The organism is Sphingomonas sp. KRR8, assembly GCF_023559245.1.
Taxonomy (GTDB): domain Bacteria; phylum Pseudomonadota; class Alphaproteobacteria; order Sphingomonadales; family Sphingomonadaceae; genus Sphingomicrobium.
The window spans coordinates 668,596-686,442 of sequence record NZ_CP097462.1 but is presented as its reverse complement, the minus strand read 5'-3'; the positions used below and the strand labels follow the sequence as shown (position 1 = coordinate 686,442).

Genomic DNA, 17,847 nt, shown 5'->3' with positions numbered 1-17,847 from the left:
CGTTCCCCCGCTTGGCGGGAGCGGTGAGGTGCGGCTTTGAAAGGGATCATACTGGCGGGCGGAAGCGGCAGCCGCCTCTACCCGGCGACCTTGAGCGTCTCGAAGCAACTGCTGCCGGTCTATGACAAGCCGATGATCTATTACCCGCTTGGCGTGCTGATGCTGGCGGGGATCCGGGACATCCTCATCATCTCCACTCCGCGCGACCTCCCGGCGTTCAGGGAATTGCTTGGGGACGGGAGTGAGTACGGAATTTCGCTAAGCTATGCGGAGCAAGCGGCGCCCAACGGTCTTGCCGAAGCCTTCATCATTGGGCGCGACTTCATTGGCGACGATACGGTCGCCCTCATCCTTGGCGACAATATCTTCTACGGGGCCGGCCTCTCCGGCCTGGTCCGCGACGCTGCCAATCTGAGCCAGGGCGCACGCGTGTTCGCTTATGCCGTTGAGGACCCGGAGCGCTACGGCGTGGTGTCCTTCGACGCATCGGGTCGCGCGGTCGGGATCGAGGAGAAGCCGGATAAACCCGCCTCCCGGTGGGCAGTGACGGGGCTTTACCTCTACGACAATCGCGTGGTTGAGATCGCCGCCGGCCTGTCACCGTCTCCGCGGGGCGAGCTTGAGATTACCGACGTCAACAAGGCCTATCTGGCTGACGGTTCGCTTGAGGTGACGACGCTTGGCCGGGGCTTTGCCTGGCTCGACACCGGCACGCATGACAGCTTGCAGGACGCGGGCAGTTTCGTGCGCGCGGTCGAACATCGGCAGGGACTGAAGATCTGCTGCCTGGAAGAGATCGCGTTCGAGCAGCATTGGCTCGACGCAGCCAGTGTTCTCAGGCGAGCGGATCGGTTGGGGAAGACTCCATACGCCGCCTACCTCCGCCGCCGAGTGTCGGAACCGGCCCATGGTTGAAGTTCGCCAAACAGGTCTGCCCGGCGTGCTGGAGCTTCGACCGCTGCGGCGGGGCGACGACCGGGGTTTTTTCTCCGAAGTCTGGAACGAGGCGGAGTGGGTTGCGGCAGGCGTCAATCAGCGCTTCGTTCAGGACAATCACAGTCGCTCCGCCAAGGGTGTCCTGCGCGGGCTGCATTACCAACTTGCTCCGTTTGCGCAGGCCAAGCTGGTGAGAGTAAGCCGCGGCGCTATCTTCGACGTCGCGGTGGATGTCCGTCCTGACAGCGAGACGTTCGGCCAATGGTGCGGTGCGCTCCTCTCTGCCGCCGATTGGAACCAGCTCTTCATTCCCAGCGGCTTTGCCCACGGCTTTCTGGCGCTCGAAGACAGCAGTGAAGTCCAGTATAAGGTCGATGTGCCCTACAGCGCCGAGCATGATCGCGCGATCGATCCGTTCGATCCGGCAATCGGTGTGGAATGGCCCATTGAGCGCGAGAAGGCGATCCTGTCGGCCAAGGATCTAGCAGCGCCGCTGCTCCGCGACGCCCAGGTGGCGGGCGCGTGAAGACGGTCATGGTCACCGGTGGCGCCGGCTTCATCGGCAGCGCGGTGGTGCGCCGCTTGGTGGGGCAGGGCCGGCGGGTGATCACCCTCGACAAGCTGACCTATTCGGGTTCGCTGACGTCCCTTCGCGATGTCGAGAAGGCAGCAAGCCACCGCTTCGTGCAGGGGGACATCGGCGACACCGCGCTGGTCGGCAGCCTGCTGCGAGAGGAGCAGGTCGAGGGCATCATGCACCTCGCCGCTGAAAGCCATGTCGATCGATCCATCGATGGCCCTGGAGTTTTCGTCGAGACAAACGTCGTCGGCACTTTCCGCCTGCTCTCGGCGGCCCTCGACTACTGGCGAGGGTTGCCTGTGGAAGCGCAACAGGGCTTCCGCTTTCACCACATATCCACCGACGAGGTGTTCGGCGACCTTCCATTCGACGAAGGCGTGTTCACCGAGGAGACGCCTTATCGGCCGTCTTCGCCTTACTCCGCCTCAAAGGCGGCAAGCGATCACTTCGTTCGTGCCTGGAGTGAGACCTACGGCCTGCCCGTGGTGCTTTCCAACTGCTCGAACAACTACGGACCCTATCACTTTCCCGAGAAGCTTATTCCGCTCGTCATCCTGAATGCTCTCGAGGGCAGGGCTCTGCCAGTCTACGGGCGTGGCGAAAATGTCCGGGACTGGTTGTTCGTCGAAGATCACGCCGCCGCGCTCGAAGCGGTGCTGACGCGCGGAGTGGTCGGGGAGAGCTACAACGTCGGCGGTCGTGCGGAGCGGACAAACCTGCAGGTGGTCGAGGCGATCTGCGACCTGCTCGACGAGCGTGTACCGCTTGGGAATGGCAGGCCGCGCCGATCTCTGATCGAATTCGTTACCGACCGTCCCGGCCACGACCGTCGGTATGCAATAGAATCATCCAAGATCGAGGGGGAGCTTGGTTGGCGTGCACAGGAGAGCTTCGAGAGCGGGCTTGCCCGAACCGTCGATTGGTATCTTGCCAATGAGTGGTGGTGGCGGCCACTGCGGGAGCAGTACGCTGGGGAGCGGCTGGGACGGACTGCATGAGGCTGCTGGTGACCGGCCGCAAGGGCCAACTGGTCCGCAGCCTGGTCGAGCAGGCCGCTGGCCATCCTGACATCCAAATCGTCACTACCGGACGCCCGAAGGTAGACATGACCGAGCCAGGTTCGCTGCGAACTGCGATACTTGCTCAGTCCCCCGACCTGGTTGTGAACGCCGCGGCCTACACGCTGGTCGACCAGGCAGAGGACGAGCCGGAGTTGGCTCGACGGATCAACGGTGCCGCGGCTGGCGAAGCTGCACAGGCCGCCCGCGAGGTCGGGGCCCCGATCATCCAGATTTCGACCGATTATGTCTTCGACGGCACTGGCGAAAAGCCGATCGACGAAGACCGCCCGACTGCGCCGCTCAACAGCTATGGCGCGAGCAAGCTGGCTGGCGAGGAAGCCGTGAGGGCAGCCAATCCCGCCCACGTCATCCTTCGCACCGCATGGGTCATCAGCCCATTCGGGCGCAATTTCGTGACGTCAATGCTTGCCGCCGCTCGAAGCCGGCCTGACCTTAGCGCGGTTGCAGACCAGCGTGGGAACCCCACCAGCTCCCTTGACCTTGCCAGCGGGATCCTGCGAGCGGCCGAGTTGCTGGGGCAGGGCTGTGCGGATCTGACTGGGCGCACGTTTCATCTCGCCGGAACAGGACAGGCGACCTGGTTCGACCTGGCTACGGCGATTATGGCGGAGGCAGCGGCCAGCGGCCTTCCTCATGCGGCGGTCAGGCCCATTCTCTCATCCGAATGGCCGACACGGGCGCTTCGACCCAGCTATTCGGTACTGGATTGTGGCCGGTTTGAAGCCGCCACCGGCTTCGCCATGCCCGACTGGCGGGGATCCCTGCACACCATTGTCCGCAGGCTGGCCGGCGCCGAATGAAGGTTCTGGCGCTTACGAAATATGATCGCGAAGCGGCGAGCACCCGGCAACGCCTGCTGCAATATCTGCCCGCGCTGGCGGCTGCAGGGATTGAAGTCGATTATCAGCCGCTGCTGGATGACGCGTACATCCGCAGCCTGACTGGAAACGGCCGAGCCTCCCGCGTTGCGATCCTGAGTTCCTATCTTGCGCGACTGAAGACTCTCTCGCGGCGACCTGATGCCAACCTCATCTGGGTTTATGCGGAGCTGTTCCCCTGGTTGCCCGCATGGTTCGAGGGGCTAGTTCATCGCTGGGGAATCCCAGTCGTCTATGACTACGATGATGCTTTCTTCGTGCCGTACGATGGCCATCCGCGATCGCTGGTGCGAGGTCTGCTGACCGACAAGCTTCGCCCTCTCATCCAGGGTGCCGCCGCCTGCACCTGCGGCAACGAATATTTGCGTGAGTATGCGCAACTCTGGTGCGAGCGGAGCATGGTGGTTCCGACGGTTGTCGACACCGACCGATACGTTCCGGCTGCTCGGGCGATTGAGCAACCGGTCATCGGATGGATCGGCTCACCGACGACTTGGGCGAACGTTCGCCCGCTACTGCCGCTGCTCGCCCGCCTGCACCGCGAGACTGGCGTAAGGATCCGGGCAGTCGGAGCCGGGAAGGCGGCGGAGGCGGACCGCTTCCAAGGCCTTGAGCTTGTCGACTGGACCGAGGCGAGCGAGATCGCCGAGGTCCAGCGCTTTACCATTGGCATCATGCCGCTGCTCGATGCTCCGTTTCAGCGAGGCAAGAGCGGCTACAAACTTATCCAGTACATGGCTTGTGGGCTCCCTACGGTGGCCTCGCCTGTCGGCGTCAACCAGCAGATTGTCGTGGATGGAACCACCGGATTGCTGGCGACCACGGAGGACGAGTGGGAGAAGGCGCTGCGCCGACTCCTAGACGACCGCGCTTCGGGAATTCAGATGGGGGGAGTCGGGCGGCATCGCGCGGTTGAACATTACTCGCTAGCGAGCCAGGCGCCGCGCCTGATCAGGCTCTTTAGAGAGCTGGCGAAACAGGATCAGGAAGGCCGAGCAGCGGTCTGACCTCACGTACCCAGCGTTCCGGGCTGAAGCGCTCTTGCATCAGCGCTGCCCCGCGCTGTCCCATCGCTTCAGCGAGCTCCGGATCTCTCAGCAACCGCCGCATGCGGTCGGCTGCAGCTTCGTCATCCTCAACTGCAATCAGGAACCCCGTGACGCCATCTTCTACGATTTCGGCGGGACCGCCGCAGCGGGTGGCGATCACCGGAACACCGTGTGCGCTCGCCTCTTGGCAAGTCAGCGAAAAACTTTCCGAGTGTGACAGGACGAGGGCAGCGCGAGCCCCATCAAGGATGGCTGCGGTGTCGGTCGTGAAGTCGTGAAAGCGAATCTGCTGCGCCCCGGCACCGGACGCTGCGAGTGCCTCGAGTTCCCGTCGGTAAGTCACGTTCTTCGCCAGGCCCATGTCGCCGCCGTGGAAATGAAGTTCGGCGTCTGGAAAGTCAGCGGCGGCGCGCTGGAATGCGCGGATGGCGGTATCCTGCCCTTTGCCGCGTATGTAATTGCTGATGAAGACAAGCCGCGGAGGCCGTGGCCCGTCGATGTCAGTCCGTCGAGAGACGTTCTCGACGGGGTTCAGGAGTACCATCGGTGACGGTGCACCGCCGACTGTATCCGCAATGAAGCGGGAAACCGCGCAAAGGCGGTCGCTCCAGCGCCTCGCAACATTTAGCCATAAGCGCCCTGCCAAGCCGAAACGCCTGGTGTCGATCCGCAGCATCGCGACGATGCGCCCCTTCCAGCCGAGCGGTCGAACAAGGAAGCCAGGCAGGAGATAGAAGTCGTTTACCTGCAGCGTCTTAACCTGCCGTTCCTTTAGCAGTCGCTTCAGGTGGAGCGCCGACCGCAGGGTCGCGGGAAGGTAGGTCAGCAGGCTGGCGACCGATCGACGCAGCATCGGTAGCGGAGCGAAGACTAGGTCGACACACGCTGGCACATCCGACGGGCTCACCAGCGAACCTTCGGGCAGGATGAGCAGCGTGCGGGTTTCGCCCGCAAGCAGATTCGCACCGACGGCGACGGCCTTCAGCGCACCGGTGACGGCGATGCTGCCGTCCAGCACTGCGATCAAGGGCTTATGGGCGTTCGGCACGCCATTCGCCTTGCGTCCGCAAGGAGCGCATGGCAACCCAAGGCATCGCCATGCCGGATCGCTCGTGACCCACTCCGAAGCGGTCCCTCCCGCCGACATCCTGATGCTGATCCCCAACCTTGGCGTCGGCGGCGCACAACGCGTGTTCCAGGATCATTCGATACTACTCGCTGAACGGTATCGGGTGGTCGACGTCGCGTTCAACCGGGATGGTGGCCAGCCGTTCCCCACCGGCAATCCCTTGCTCACGCTGGACGTTGGCGGTGGTGGTGGCCTGCTCAACAAGGCAGGGAACTTCGCCCGGCGAGTAGCGGCAATGCGGCGGATCAAGCGCGAGAGCGGCGCGCGGCTCTGCATCAGCCACATGCCGGGTGCGGACTATGTGAACCTGCTGAGCAAGGGAGCTGAACGGACGATCGCGGTTGTGCACGGTTCGAAGCGGGGGGACAGGGAAGTGTCGGGCTGGTCGGGCTTCCTGCAGAATCGCCTGCTGCAGCCGTGGCTCTACCGGCGCGCCGATCGGGTGGTAACCGTCAGCCGGGACATTGCCCGTGAGCTGATTGGGTTGGGTTTGGACGCCGGACGCATCCAGGTCATCAACAACTTCTTCGATCATGACACCATTCGGTCAGGCGCAGCCGTGCCGCTGCAGCCGGATGAGCAGGCGCTGTTCGGGGAAGCGCCGGTTCTCGTGACCAGTGGTCGGCTGCATCCGCAGAAGAACCAGCGGGCGTTGATCGACATCTTCGCAGCGCTCCGAAAGCAGCGCCTAGCAACACTGATCATCCTGGGAGACGGTGAGCTGCGCGAGGCCTTGTTCGACCACGCGCAAGCCCTGGGGCTGAAGACATGGGCAGCGTGGCGCGAGGATGATCTGGCCCCAGAGTTCGATCTTTATCTGCTCGGGGCTCGGTCCAATCCCTTCCAGTGGATGGCCCAGGCCGACCTCTTCGTCTTTCCGTCCGACTGGGAGGGGTTTCCTCTTGCGCTCTGCGAAGCAATGATCTGCGGCCTACCAGTGGTCAGTGCGGACTGTCCGACTGGGCCGCGAGAAATACTCGCGCCAGCGACTGAAACGCCAGCCAGTCCGATCCGTCAGTGCGAGCCAACGCCATTCGGGCACCTGATGCCTCTGCTGGTGGAGGGTCATGGAAAGGACGCTGCCATCCGGAATTGGGTGGACACTCTTGGCATGCTCATTGACGATCCGACTGCCCGTCGGTTGGCAGGCGTTGCCGGGCGCATGCGAATGGAGGACTTTAGCCGCGAGGTAATCGGCAATCAGTGGTTCGACCTGGTCGCGGGCGTGCTCGGCGAGCCGTCGATCAGCCGCCGGTAAAGGGTGAGATAGGCTTCAACACACCGGCGCATGTCGAAGCGTTTGGCAGCCTGCGTGGCCGCCTGGCTCATGGTGAGGCGTAGGGCAGCATTGTCCATGAGCTCGGCCATGAAGCCGGCAAGCTGGATCGGTGAGACGGTGGACCGGGCGAAGTCGAGCAACCGGCCCGCCATCGTACCATCAGGCGCCGTTAGCATCGTCCTGACCTCTCCGACGTCCGTCGCAATGACAGGCTTGCCGCAGAGCAGATACTCGATGATGACCGTTGGCAGGCTCTCGTGCGGGAAGAGGGTGGGCAGCAGGCTGGCGTCGAACTGGCGAATGTAGCCCAGCGGTTCGGAAGTCGCGCCCACCAGGTGCACATTGCTGGGGAGGGGACGCGTTCGCAGTTGGTTGAGATGCGGTCCTTCTCCTACCAGGGTAAGGGTCGCTCCTGGCCGGCCAAGCAGAGCGAAGGCCTCGATCGCGACGTCCCAGCCTTTCAGCCGCACGCCGCGTGAGACCATGCCGAAACGGAACTCCGCTGCCTGCAATGGGGGCACAGGGCTTCCGGAGCTGGCTTGGTAGCCGTTCACGATTGTCTCGACCTTGCCTTCGAGCGACGGATCGATCTGCAGTAAGAAGCGACGATGTTCGTCACAGATGGCGACCACACCGTCCGTCCGATCGAGTACCGACCGAACTACCTCGCCGATGTGCAGAATCTGGGGGTCGCTCTGCCCGGCAAGGAACGGCGCGTAATCGCCGTGCATGGTGAGGACGTGCCGAAATGAAGTAGCCTGCTGAGCGCGCGTCTGAAGTGCCAGCCAGTCGGCCTTCAGCAGATGCGAATGGACGATGTCAGGCCGAAAGTCGGCGACCAGACGACTTAGCCAGCGGTGCTGTGCAGCGCGCAGGAAGGATCGGTCAAGACGCAAACGTCGCAGGGCCGTGTCCGCGCGGAACCACCAGCGCTTGGCAGGAAGGTGCAGGGCCTCGAAGAGAACTTCTGGGCTGACCGCCTGCCGCAACGGCTGCTCCACCAACTCTCCGTGCATCACCGCCAGCAGCACCTCGTGTTCGGCGGCAAGCGCGTTGGCGAGGCGGATTGCAAACAGCTCGGCGCCACCAGTCGTGAGGGTCTCAAGGAGGATCAGGATGCGCAGGCCAGGTCTCCGAACGGTTCGATGATCCGCCAAAAAAGGCTGGCGCGGGCGGGGAGTGGTGCTAACCCGCTGTCGCGCCATGCTCAATCGTCGGGCCGAGAATTTAACAGTGCTCAACGACCGGATCGATCATCTGACCATGCCGGCAGCACTCCTCAAGCTTCTTGAGCGTCGTTCTTCATGAGCGCGAAACAGGATCTCGGGCTGATCTGGCAGCATCTTCCTGGTAGCCGGAAACTGCAGGTCGGCGGAAACGCTATCCTGGTAATCGTCGGCGCGGTCGCCGAAGCTGCAATGGTCGGCGCCCTGCTGCCGCTACTCGCCTTCTTTACAGATGCCCAGCAACTCGCGCGGATACCCGTGATCGGACCCTGGCTACTGGAGATCATGGAGCGGCAAGGTCAGGGAGCGGTGGTTGCGCTCTTTTGCCTCGCCTTCCTGGTCGCCGGAGCGGTCAGGCTGTGGCTGACCTACGCCATCCAGGCGACCGCATTTGGTGTCATCAAGGACATCAACGTCTCGGCCTTCGCCCGGATGGTTCGACAACCCTACCCATTTTACAACCGGACGCACAGCGCCGACCTCATCAGCCGGTTCGAGAAGACCCACAATCTTGCTTACAGCGTGGTCCTGAGCGGTCTGCAAGCCGTCGCGGCGGTGGTCCTCTCCATCGCCCTCATGGTCCTGCTGGTCGCAGTGAACGCCCGAATGGCCCTCATCGGAGGCGGTTCGCTCATCATCGCATATCTGCTGGTGAGTCTGGTTGTTCGGCGGCCGCTTCGCCGCAACGCGACAGCCTTGGCAAACGTGTGGGGAAGGCGCGTCCAGGTGGTTCAGGAGTCGCTGGGCGGCATTCGCGACGTCCTGCTCGACCAGAGCCAGCGTGCCTTCGAAGCCCGCATGGAAGATGCCGCTGACCAGACACGCAAGGCGATGATCCTCAACAGCACCATCAACTTTGCCCCGCGTGTGGTCGTGGAGACCGTGCTGATGCTGTTCGTCGCCGCGTTCGGCTTCTACCTCAGCCGGCAACCTGGCGGTATCACTGGTTCGCTCCCATCGCTTGGGGTCATGGCACTTGGGGCGCTTCGGCTGTTGCCTCAGGTCCAAACGGCCTTTCAGGGTTGGTCGGCTTTCCTTGGCAATCAGAAAACCCTTGAGGACGTCACCGATCTTCTTCGGCTGCCTTTACCGATGGCTGAGCAAAGTACCGCTCGCGGCCATTTCTCTAGGGAGCTTGCGCTGGCCGGGGTCAGCTTCGCCTATGATCGTCGTCCAACGCTGGCCGATATCAACCTGACCATCGGCAAGGGCGAACGGGTCGGGATCGTGGGGCCGACCGGCTCGGGCAAGAGCACGCTGATGGACCTGCTTCTCGGCCTGCTGGAGCCGAACAAGGGTGATTTGCTGATCGACGGCGAGCCCGTGAGAGGGGCACGACGGCCATGGTGGCAGGCCCAGGTCGCCCATGTGCCCCAGTCCATCTTCCTGCTGGATGGTACTATCCGCCAGAACGTGGCTTTCGGCCTCGACAACCATGAGATCGACGACAGGCTGGTTGGAGAGGCACTCACCGCCGCGGGCCTAGCGTCGCTGGTCGCCGAACTGCCCGACGGTGTGGAAACTATGGTCGGTGAGCGGGGGGCAAGACTCTCCGGTGGGCAAAGACAGCGGCTCGGTATTGCTCGGGCGCTCTACAAGAAGGCATCCGTCCTGGTGTTCGATGAGGCCACGAGCGCGCTGGACAGTGAAACGGAGGCCGCCGTGATGCAGGCGATCGAGCAACTGCCGGGCGACATCACCATCATCATGATCGCGCACCGGCTCGGAACCCTTGCCGGCTGCGACAGGATTGTGGTGCTCGAGAAGGGGCGCATCGCCCGCATCGTCGGCTCGGTTGCGGAGCTGACCTAGAGGGTCTGCCGAAGCCAGTATACCGCGGTTCTCCAAAGCTGCGGATCCCAGGGGAACAGCCGGAATGCTTGCGCCAGGATCTTGCGGGCGAGGTCGAGGCGGCCCTGATCAATCGCGATTACCGCTGGCCCGCGCAGGGCGGCGGCGTAACGAGACCGCCACTGACGTCCGAACGCCGCTTGGTGCTTGGCGAAGAAGGCGTCTAAGCCTCGCGCCATGAACTCAGGATTTGCCGACGCGGTGTTGCTCGCTCGGCGATAGTTCACCAGTCGCTCGAAAACAGTGTGGACGGGGTAACGTTGGGCGAGACGAAGGAACAGGTCCCGGTCTTCGATCGGGAGCGCCTCGTCCCAAGCGCCGACTTCGAGAAGTGCGGCCCGACGATAGCAGCAACCCACGAAGAAGAACGGATCCTCTCCCACTAGGAGGGCTTCCAGCACGTCGCCGCCCCGAAACCGACCGTCATTGACGGGCACTCGTGTACCTTCGTCTTCAAAGAAGTAATAGCCGCCGCATGTGAACCAGCCCGCCTTGGTATCCACCACCGCAGCCTGGCGCATCGCCGCGACGTAGCCCGGCTCATACCAGTCGTCAGTCGAGAGCACCGCTACCAGCTCGCCGGAGGATTCATTGAGCAAGCGATTGAAGTTGGCGGAGATACCATGTGGCTGATCGTTGCTCAGCATCTTCGCGGGAAGCCCGCACTCACGAAAGAGCCGCCGGGCGATTTCCGGCGAGCCGTCGCTTGAGGCATTGTCGAGGAACAGTATCTCCACGGTCGTGCGGTCCTGAGCGGCGAGCGCCCGGATACATTGCTCAAGGTAAGGAGCGTGGTTCCAGCAAAGCAGCAGGACCGAAAGGCTCGGGGGTGCGTTGCTCACGGACGATGCGGTCTGGCCGGGTTGCCGACCCAGGTCTCGCCAGCTGGCACGTCCCTGGTGACAACCGCGCCAGCGCCGATCATGGCGCCTGCACCGATGGTCAGGCCCGGCAGAATGACGGCGCCAGCACCGATCGACGCTCCCTTGCACACGCGAGTGGCTGCAAAGCTTTGCGGCCGCTGCCGGGAGCGGGGCAGAGGATCGTTGGTGAATGTGGCGTTCGGGCCCACGAAGACATCATCTTCAAGGACAATGCCGTCCCACACGTAGACTCCGCACTTGAGCGTCACACGGTCGCCGATCCGTGCACCGCCCTCCACCAACGTAAGGGCATTAAGGTTACAGTCGCGACCCACGGTGGCACCTGCGAGCACCACGACATTCTGCCACACGCGCGTGCCGTCACCGATCTTGGCGGCAGGGTCGACATGGGCGCTCGGATGGATTGCCGCTGTCATCCCGTCAGACCGCTGCTTTGACCGCGGTGATCACATGCTCAACCTGAGCATCGGTCATATGCGGTCCGATGGGCAAGCTGAGCACCCGTTCGGCAAGCTGCTCGGCAACGGGAAAGGAGCCGGGACCGAAGCCCCAGCCGGCATAGGCTTGCTGCAGGTGTGGAGGGATGGGGTAGTGGATCAGCGTTTGCACCCCTCTGTCGCACAGGCGTTGCTGTAGCGCATTGCGGTCGTCGCTCTGGATGACGAACAGGTGCCATGCGGGTGACGCCCAGGACGGCACGGCCGGAAGTACAAGGTCGGCGTCGGCAAGTTCTGCCAGATAAAAGCTGGCAATGCGCGCACGACGGCTGTTCCATTGGTCCAGTCGGGCAAGCTTCACGTTGAGCACCGCAGCCTGAAGCGGATCAAGGCGCGAGTTCACCCCCTGCACTTCATTCACGTATCGGACATGCGACCCGTAATTGCCAAGCGTACGGATGCGGTCTGCCAGTTCGCCGTCATTGGTCGTGACGGCCCCAGCGTCACCCAAGGCGCCGAGGTTCTTGCTTGGGTAGAAGCTCCAGGCGACGGCATGGCCATGCGCGCCCACTCGCCGACCGTTGCAGGTGGCGCCATGGGCCTGCGCAGCATCCTCCAGCAGCTTGAGCCCATGTTGCGTGGCGAGCGCCAGCAGCCGGTCGAGATCAGCCGGTTGCCCGTAAAGATGGGTCGGCAGGATCACCTTCGTTCGCCGGCTGATCGCCGCTTCCACCTTCGAAGGGTCGAGATTGTGGGTGTTTGGATCAGGTTCGACCAGCACCGGCGTCGCGCCGGTCATGGTAACGGCCAGTACGGTTGCAATGTAGCTATTGCTGGCGACAATCACCTCGTCATCCGGGCCAACGTTCATCGCGCGCAAGCTAAGGTGCAGCGCGTCCAATCCGTTCGCCACGCCGACCGTGTGACTGGCACCAGTATAGCTCGCGAAGGCCTGCTCGAACTGCTTCAGCTCAGGGCCGCCGACATACCAACCCGACTCGACGGAACGAGCGATGGCCTCGTCGATCTCGCCCCGGAGCTCCTCGTACGCAGACTTGAGCTCAAGAAATGGGACCTTCATGCCTTCTCGCCCGCCAGGCGCAGGAATTCGCCATGATCGCGGATGTAGTCCGCTTCGCTGTAGGGGGCGTCGGCCAGCACCATCAGCACGCAGTCCGGGGTGAAGTCTTCCATTTCGTGCCAGACCATCGGCGGCAACGTTAGAAGCACCTCTGGACGGTCGAGCCTTATCCGGCGCTGCTCACGCCCGTCGTCGAGCAGCATGGTGCAGGCTCCGGCAACCACCACCGCTGCCTGCTGCAGCCGGCGATGGGCATGGAAGCCGCGGCGGACTCCAGGAAGGGTGCCGAACACCGTGTACACCCGTGCAATCGCAAACGGCACGTTCCGCTCGCCTTCGAACGGCATCAGCAGGCCCCGCTCGTCCCCGCGAACCATGAGAGGGATGAGCCGGCAGCCACCAGGCAGCACCCCATTATCGTCCGACCATGCCGCAGTCCCGGTTAGTTCGGACATATCGTCCCCGCGGGCTAGGCGGCGGTCACGGCGGGAACACCGATCCCGCGATAGTCGAGACCGGCCCTGATGACCTCGCCAGCCTCATAAACGTTGCGCAAATCGATGAGGGCGTTCCCGCGCATGACGCCCGCCAGCTTCTTCAGGTCCAGGGCGCGGAACTCGTCCCACTCGGTGACCAGTACGAGAGCGTCGGCGTCCGTTGCCGCGGCATAGGCGTCGCTGGTGAAGTCCACGTCCTTAAGCATCGGGCGCGCCGCTTCGATCCCGACGGGGTCGAAGGCCGCGACGGTGGCGCCGCCCTCCTGCAATTTGGCGATCAGCGAGAGGCTAGGGGCATCCCGCATGTCGTCGGTGTTGGGCTTGAACGTCAGGCCGAGCACGCCGATCCGCTTGCCTTGCAGGGTCCCACCCAGCGCTTCCCGCACGCGGTCCGCCATCTTGTTCTTGCGCTCTTCGTTGACGGCGACGACGCTGCCGACGATCCGCATCGGTACACCGTAGCTTTCACCCGTCTGCAGCAAGGCAAGCGTATCCTTTGGAAAGCAACTTCCGCCGTAGCCAGGGCCGGCGTGAAGGAACTTTGGGCCAATGCGATTGTCGAGGCCAATCCCGCGCGCCACTTCCTGGACGTCGCCGCCCACGACCTCGCACAAGTCCGCGATCTCGTTGATGAAGCTGATCTTCGTCGCCAGGAACGCGTTCGCTGCATATTTGATCAGCTCCGCTGTTCGCCGGCCGGTGAACAGGATCGGCGCCTTGTTGAGGAACAGCGGCCGGTAGATTTCCCGCAGTACTTCGCGGGCATGGTCGTCCTCGGCCCCGACGACGATGCGATCAGGGATCTTGAAGTCGCGGATGGCAGCGCCCTCGCGCAGAAACTCGGGGTTCGAGGCGACGCTGGTGCCCTCCGGCGCGCTGTTGTCCTTGAGGATTTTCGCAATCTCGTCGCCAGTGCCGACGGGCACGGTCGACTTGGTGACGATCACCGCCGGCTTCACCAGCGCGCCCGCGATTTCCTTCGCAGCGGCATAGACGTAGGTCAGATCCGCGTGCCCGTCTCCCCGCCGGGTGGGCGTGCCAACAGCAATGAAGACCGCGTCGGCAGTGTCGATCGCCGGCTTGAGCTCGGTGGTGAACGTCAGCCGGCCGCGCTGGACATTGTGGCTGACGATTGCCTCGAGCCCGGGCTCCCAGATCGGCATACGGCCTTGGTGCAGCCCGTCGATCTTGCTCGCATCCTTGTCGACGCAGGTCACCTGATGACCGAAGTCGGCGAAACAAGCCCCGGACACGAGCCCTACGTAACCGGTACCGATCATCACGATATGCATGAGAAGCGCAGCGTCCTGTTGAAGAATTGTCGGCGGCTTTAACCAGCGCGGCCGGTGCTGGCTAGGCCGCGCGAAAGCGGTGGATAAGTGATGGCGTTCAGCTTTCCCTCGGGATCAGTAGGGCTATAGTCAGGCCATGGTCTTCGTTCCGCTGCGGGTCTTCTCTTCCTTCACCATGCTCGAAGGGGCGATGGAGCCGTCCGATATCGCCAAGCAGGCCCGCAAGCTCGGCTTCCCGGCCGCCGCGCTGACCGATCGAAACGGCCTCTACGCAGCAATGGCGTTCTCGGATTACTGCAAGGGTGAAGGCGTTCAGCCGGTGATCGGCGCGACCTTGGGGATCGCGCGGCCGGCCGACCTGCCCGGCGGCGGCCTCGACTGGCTGGTGCTGCTGGCGAAGGACGAGGACGGCTATGCCAACCTCTGCCGCTTGGTTTCCACCGCGCACATGGCGCGTCCGGACACGGCGGACCCGCACGTCACTTACGCCAAGCTCGCCGAACTCAGCGAAGGATTGATTGCGCTGACCGCGGGCGGGGAGGGCACGGCCGTGCGCCTGCTAGCGGAAGGGCAGGCCGGCGCTGCGCAACGGTGGCTCGAGCGTCTGCGCCAGACGTTTGGCGACCGGCTCTATGTCGAACTCTCGCGTCGTGGCGATGCGGCGGAAGAGCAAGCCGAGGGCGCCCTGATTGATCTCGCCTACGCTCTCGACTTGCCCTTGGTCGCGACCAACCCAGCCCTGTACGCCGAACCGCATTTCCACGCGGCGCACGACGCCCTGCTCTGCATCGCCAGCTCATCGCAGGTCGATAGCGCCAACCGGGAAAGCAGCAGCGAGGATGCATGGCTGAAACCGGCAGCCCTGATGGAGGAGCTGTTCTCCGATTTGCCCGAGGCGCTCGCCAATACGGCAGTCATCGCCCAGCGCTGCGCGGTTGCGGCGCCGAAGCGCAAGCCCATCCTGCCCCGTCTCAGCGATGACGAAGATGAGCAACTGAGGCGCGATGCCCACGCTGGTCTTGACGCGCGACTGGACGGCCGAAGCGAAGAGGACCTCGCCCGCTATCGCGAACGGCTCGACTTCGAGATCGATGTCATCGCGCGGATGGGTTTCTCGGGTTATTTCCTGATCGTCGCCGATTTCATCAAGTGGGCGAAAGCCAACGACATTCCCGTCGGACCAGGGCGCGGCTCCGGCGCGGGGTCGGTCGTTGCCTGGGCGCTGACCATTACCGATCTCGATCCCTTGGCGCTCAACCTGCTGTTCGAACGCTTCCTCAATCCGGAACGCGTGTCGATGCCCGACTTCGACATCGATTTCTGCGAAACCCACCGCGACAAGGTCATCAGCTACGTCCAGCAGAAATATGGCCGTGACCGTGTAGCGCAGATCATCACCTTCGGGCGCCTCAAGGCGCGCGCGGTGCTCAAGGATACGGGCCGCGTCCTCCAGATGAGCTATGGTCATGTGGACCGACTGGCGAAGCTGGTGCCAAGTCATCCGACGGACCCCTGGACGCTTAGCCGGGCCCTTGGCCGTGACCCCAAGAAGCCGAACGACCGGGTGCCGGAACTCATCCACGAGATGGAGGCCGACGCTCAGGTCAAGCGTCTGCTGGATCTCGCGATGAAGCTCGAAGGCTTGCCGCGGCATGCCTCGACCCATGCGGCGGGTGTGGTGATCGGCGACCGGCCGCTCGAAGAGCTGGTGCCCCTCCACCGCGATCCACGCTCCGACATGCCGGTCACCCAATTCGACATGAAGCATGTCGAGGCGGCGGGGCTGGTCAAGTTCGACTTCCTCGGCCTCAAGACACTCTCCGTGCTCAAGGAGGGCCAGCGACTGCTTGGCCAGCGCGGAGTAAAGGTCGACTTCGCGGCGCTCGGCTGGGACGATCCGGCCGTCTACGAACTTCTGCAGCGTGGTGATACGGTCGGCGTATTCCAGCTCGAATCCGAAGGAATGCGGAGAACGCTTGCCGCGGTTCGCCCGACCAACTTCGGGGACATCATCGCGCTTGTGTCGCTGTACCGACCGGGGCCGATGGACAACATCCCGCTGTTCGGCGACCGCAAGAACGGGCGGGCGAAGATCGAGTATCCGCATCCCTTGCTCGAAGAGGTGCTCAAGGAAACCTACGGCATCTTCGTCTACCAGGAGCAGGTGATGCAGGCCGCACAGGTGCTGGCCGGCTACAGCCTGGGCGAGGCCGACCTGCTGCGGCGCGCCATGGGCAAGAAGATCAAGGCGGAGATGGACGCTCAGCGGGCCCGCTTCGTGGCAGGGTGCGCCGACCAGGCGATCGGCGAAGCCAAGGCAAACGAACTGTTCGATTTGATCGACAAATTCGCCGGCTACGGCTTCAACAAGAGCCACGCCGCTGCTTACGCCCTGGTGGCTTACCACACCGCATGGTTGAAGGCCCATCACCCGGCCGAATTCTTCGCCGCCTCGATGAGCTTCGACATGCACCAGACGGATAAGCTCTGCCTGTTTGCCGACGATTTGCGCAGGCTCGGCCACGAACTGCTACCACCGGACGTCAATGCTAGCGAAGCCGATTTCTCGGTGGACGATGGGAAGGTACGCTACGCGCTCGGCGCCTTGAAGGGAGTAGGTGAGGGCGCGATGGCCGATCTCGTTCGCGATCGGAAAGCCAGCGGCGCCTTCGCCAGCCTCGACGCCTTTTCCGAGCGGATCGACCCGCGCCTGCTCAACCGTCGTCAGCTTGAGAGCCTGGCGGCCGCGGGCGCATTCGATCGCCTCAACCCTGACCGGGCCGCCGTGTTCGCCGGTGCCGAATTGATCCTTGCCCACGCCGCCAGCGCGCATGAGCAGCGGACGAGCGGGCAGGGCGGGCTCTTCGGTGGTCCGGGGGACGCCCAGGTCGCGCCAATTCGGCTCCCACAAGACGCGCGTTGGTCGCTGTCTGAGCGGATGGCCGCGGAGCGCGAGGCCTTCGGTTTCTATTTCTCGGCGCACCCGGTCGATCACCACCGGCATCTGCTAAAGGCGCATCGCGTTCGCATCAGCAGCGAGCTTGGGTCCGTGCCGCTCCCGGCCGACGGCGGCCGCGCAGGCGCCGTAATGGCCGGCCTCGTCGAAGAAGCCCGCTGGCGAACCTCCCAGAAAGGCCGCCGCTTTCTCATGGCGCGGATGAGCGACAGTGGGGGGCAGTTCGACGCGACCATCTTCGACGAAGACGCTTCGGCCGCGGTCGAAGCGGCGGCGAAGGACGGCAAGTGCGGGTTGCTCACGGTCGAACTCGACCGTCGCCCCGGTGAGGAACAGCCGCGAGTAACCATCAAGCGCTTCCAGCCTCTGGACGATCTGGCCCGCCGCAGCCGGATCGAGCTCACGATCCGCTGCAGCGATCCCGCCGTAATGTCGGACCTCAGCACGGAGTTGCGCAAGGTCGAAGGCGGCACTGGCCTCGTTCGACTGGTAACCGCTCTAGCCGATGGCAGCGAAGCGGTGTTGCTGCTTGGCCGGAACTACACGCTCGACGCCGAGCTTGCGGCTCGCATCGAACGGATCGCGGGCAGTGAGGCGGTCACGCTGGGGGTGCAGGAAGCCCTGCGACTGGTCGGGTAAAAAAAGGGCGGCCGCGGCCTCAGCCGCACCCGCCCTCCTACATGCTGGGCT

Annotated in this window: 15 protein-coding genes; 8 read left to right on the top strand and 7 right to left on the bottom strand. The window is 63.8% G+C overall.

The annotated features are described in order from the left end of the window. The first annotated feature begins 36 nt into the window (after positions 1 to 36). The 5 genes from rfbA to M8312_RS03470 are packed head-to-tail and all read left to right on the top strand — an operon-like array spanning position 37 to position 4,483. Entirely contained in the window at positions 37 to 915 is an 879-nt protein-coding gene (gene rfbA / locus M8312_RS03490) for a glucose-1-phosphate thymidylyltransferase RfbA (RefSeq protein WP_250118996.1), read from the top strand. Next, entirely contained in the window at positions 908 to 1,462 is a 555-nt protein-coding gene (rfbC, locus tag M8312_RS03485) for a dTDP-4-dehydrorhamnose 3,5-epimerase (protein WP_250118995.1), read from the top strand. Before rfbA ends, rfbC begins: the two co-directional genes overlap by 8 nt. Positions 1,463 to 1,470: 8 nt before the next feature. Beyond that, positions 1,471 to 2,514, top strand: a complete 1,044-nt coding sequence (rfbB, locus tag M8312_RS03480; protein ID WP_250119828.1) for a dTDP-glucose 4,6-dehydratase — start codon at positions 1,471 to 1,473, stop codon at positions 2,512 to 2,514. Then, positions 2,511 to 3,398 carry a dTDP-4-dehydrorhamnose reductase gene (gene rfbD / locus M8312_RS03475; RefSeq protein ID WP_250118994.1) on the top strand — a complete coding sequence of 296 codons (888 nt, stop codon included), beginning with the start codon at positions 2,511 to 2,513 and terminating at the stop codon, positions 3,396 to 3,398. Before rfbB ends, rfbD begins: the two co-directional genes overlap by 4 nt. Beyond that, positions 3,395 to 4,483 carry a glycosyltransferase family 4 protein gene (locus M8312_RS03470; RefSeq protein WP_250118993.1) on the top strand — a complete coding sequence of 363 codons (1,089 nt, stop codon included), beginning with the start codon at positions 3,395 to 3,397 and terminating at the stop codon, positions 4,481 to 4,483. The genes rfbD and M8312_RS03470 overlap by 4 nt, the downstream gene beginning before the upstream one ends. Here the strand turns inward: M8312_RS03470 and M8312_RS03465 are convergent. Continuing rightward, a complete protein-coding gene (locus M8312_RS03465) occupies positions 4,437 to 5,573 on the bottom strand; it encodes a glycosyltransferase family 4 protein (protein ID WP_250118992.1) in 1,137 nt (378 codons plus the stop codon). The two genes, M8312_RS03470 and M8312_RS03465, sit on opposite strands and share 47 nt — an antisense overlap. Positions 5,574 to 5,637: 64 nt before the next feature. On the opposite strand from M8312_RS03465, the gene M8312_RS03460 reads away from it, so the two are divergent. Next, on the top strand, positions 5,638 to 6,912 hold the full coding sequence (locus M8312_RS03460; protein ID WP_250118991.1) for a glycosyltransferase: 1,275 nt from the start codon (positions 5,638 to 5,640) through the stop codon (positions 6,910 to 6,912). Here M8312_RS03460 and M8312_RS03455 read toward each other — a convergent pair. Then, a complete protein-coding gene (locus tag M8312_RS03455; RefSeq protein WP_250118990.1) occupies positions 6,855 to 8,090 on the bottom strand; it encodes a glycosyltransferase family 4 protein in 1,236 nt (411 codons plus the stop codon). The genes M8312_RS03460 and M8312_RS03455 overlap by 58 nt on opposite strands. A 147-nt stretch (positions 8,091 to 8,237) precedes the next feature. Here M8312_RS03455 and M8312_RS03450 point away from each other — a divergent pair, with 147 nt between their 5' ends. Then, complete coding sequence (locus M8312_RS03450; RefSeq protein WP_250118989.1) at positions 8,238 to 9,971, top strand: ABC transporter ATP-binding protein; 1,734 nt, start codon at positions 8,238 to 8,240, stop codon at positions 9,969 to 9,971. On the opposite strand, the gene M8312_RS03445 is transcribed toward M8312_RS03450, so the two are convergent. From M8312_RS03445 to M8312_RS03420, 5 genes are read right to left on the bottom strand one after another with little or no spacing between them, the layout of a single operon-like run. Next, the gene (locus M8312_RS03445) at positions 9,968 to 10,852 is read right to left on the bottom strand and encodes a glycosyltransferase family 2 protein (RefSeq protein WP_250118988.1); all 885 of its coding nucleotides are present in this window, start codon (positions 10,850 to 10,852) and stop codon (positions 9,968 to 9,970) included. The genes M8312_RS03450 and M8312_RS03445 overlap by 4 nt on opposite strands. After that, positions 10,849 to 11,310, bottom strand: coding sequence for an acyltransferase (locus tag M8312_RS14420; RefSeq protein ID WP_284070199.1), 462 nt, complete (start codon positions 11,308 to 11,310; stop codon positions 10,849 to 10,851). The genes M8312_RS03445 and M8312_RS14420 overlap by 4 nt, the downstream gene beginning before the upstream one ends. A gap of 4 nt (positions 11,311 to 11,314) precedes the next feature. Then, a complete protein-coding gene (locus M8312_RS03430; RefSeq protein WP_250118987.1) occupies positions 11,315 to 12,412 on the bottom strand; it encodes a DegT/DnrJ/EryC1/StrS family aminotransferase in 1,098 nt (365 codons plus the stop codon). Then, on the bottom strand, positions 12,409 to 12,867 hold the full coding sequence (locus M8312_RS03425) for a sugar 3,4-ketoisomerase (RefSeq protein WP_250118986.1): 459 nt from the start codon (positions 12,865 to 12,867) through the stop codon (positions 12,409 to 12,411). The genes M8312_RS03430 and M8312_RS03425 overlap by 4 nt, the downstream gene beginning before the upstream one ends. Positions 12,868 to 12,881: 14 nt before the next feature. Further along, entirely contained in the window at positions 12,882 to 14,201 is a 1,320-nt protein-coding gene (locus M8312_RS03420; RefSeq protein WP_250118985.1) for a UDP-glucose dehydrogenase family protein, read from the bottom strand. 136 nt (positions 14,202 to 14,337) lie between these two features. Here M8312_RS03420 and dnaE point away from each other — a divergent pair, with 136 nt between their 5' ends. Next, complete coding sequence (gene dnaE / locus M8312_RS03415) at positions 14,338 to 17,796, top strand: DNA polymerase III subunit alpha (protein ID WP_250118984.1); 3,459 nt, start codon at positions 14,338 to 14,340, stop codon at positions 17,794 to 17,796. The last annotated feature ends 51 nt before the right edge of the window (positions 17,797 to 17,847 follow it).